We start from the raw sequence: 392 nt of genomic DNA, 5'->3' as shown, positions 1-392 counted from the left end.
AATTTTCACTGTTAAAAACAGATACTACAATTGGTAATTTCATTAAAATTGCGCAACGTATTTCGGTGCGCATTGCTTTAGATCCTGGACAGGAGGGGCTTGAAACACTCATCCCTGGGATGTCTGTAGTTACCTATGTAGATACTTCACAAAATACTCATGGAGGTTAAGATTTTGGGATTTTTGAGTTTGATTTCTATGTCCTTTACTTCTAGCAAGTGGGCATTTACTTTAGAAGATTTGATTTGGATTGTTATATTTGAGCTTTTTCAATTCATAAAATTCTTATTTATGTATCAAAGTAACCCTGATGTTTTGTACGTTGTTTTTTCCCAGATGTAGAAGAATGCCCACTTTGAGGCGGGCATTTCAAGGTTTTTCCTGTTGATTGT

General features: G+C 35.2%; 1 pseudogene. It reads left to right on the top strand.

Annotated elements, in window-relative coordinates:
• Positions 1-170 (top strand): annotated as a pseudogene (locus J7R13_RS09760) (HlyD family secretion protein); the annotation flags it as partial.
• Positions 171-392: the final 222 nt, after the last annotated feature.

Origin of the sequence: Bartonella taylorii 8TBB (assembly GCF_902825155.1) — a bacterium.
Taxonomy (GTDB): Bacteria; Pseudomonadota; Alphaproteobacteria; order Rhizobiales; family Rhizobiaceae; genus Bartonella; species Bartonella taylorii_A.
The sequence above is the reverse complement of the archived record's forward strand: the minus strand, read 5'-3'. Positions and strand labels throughout refer to the sequence as shown.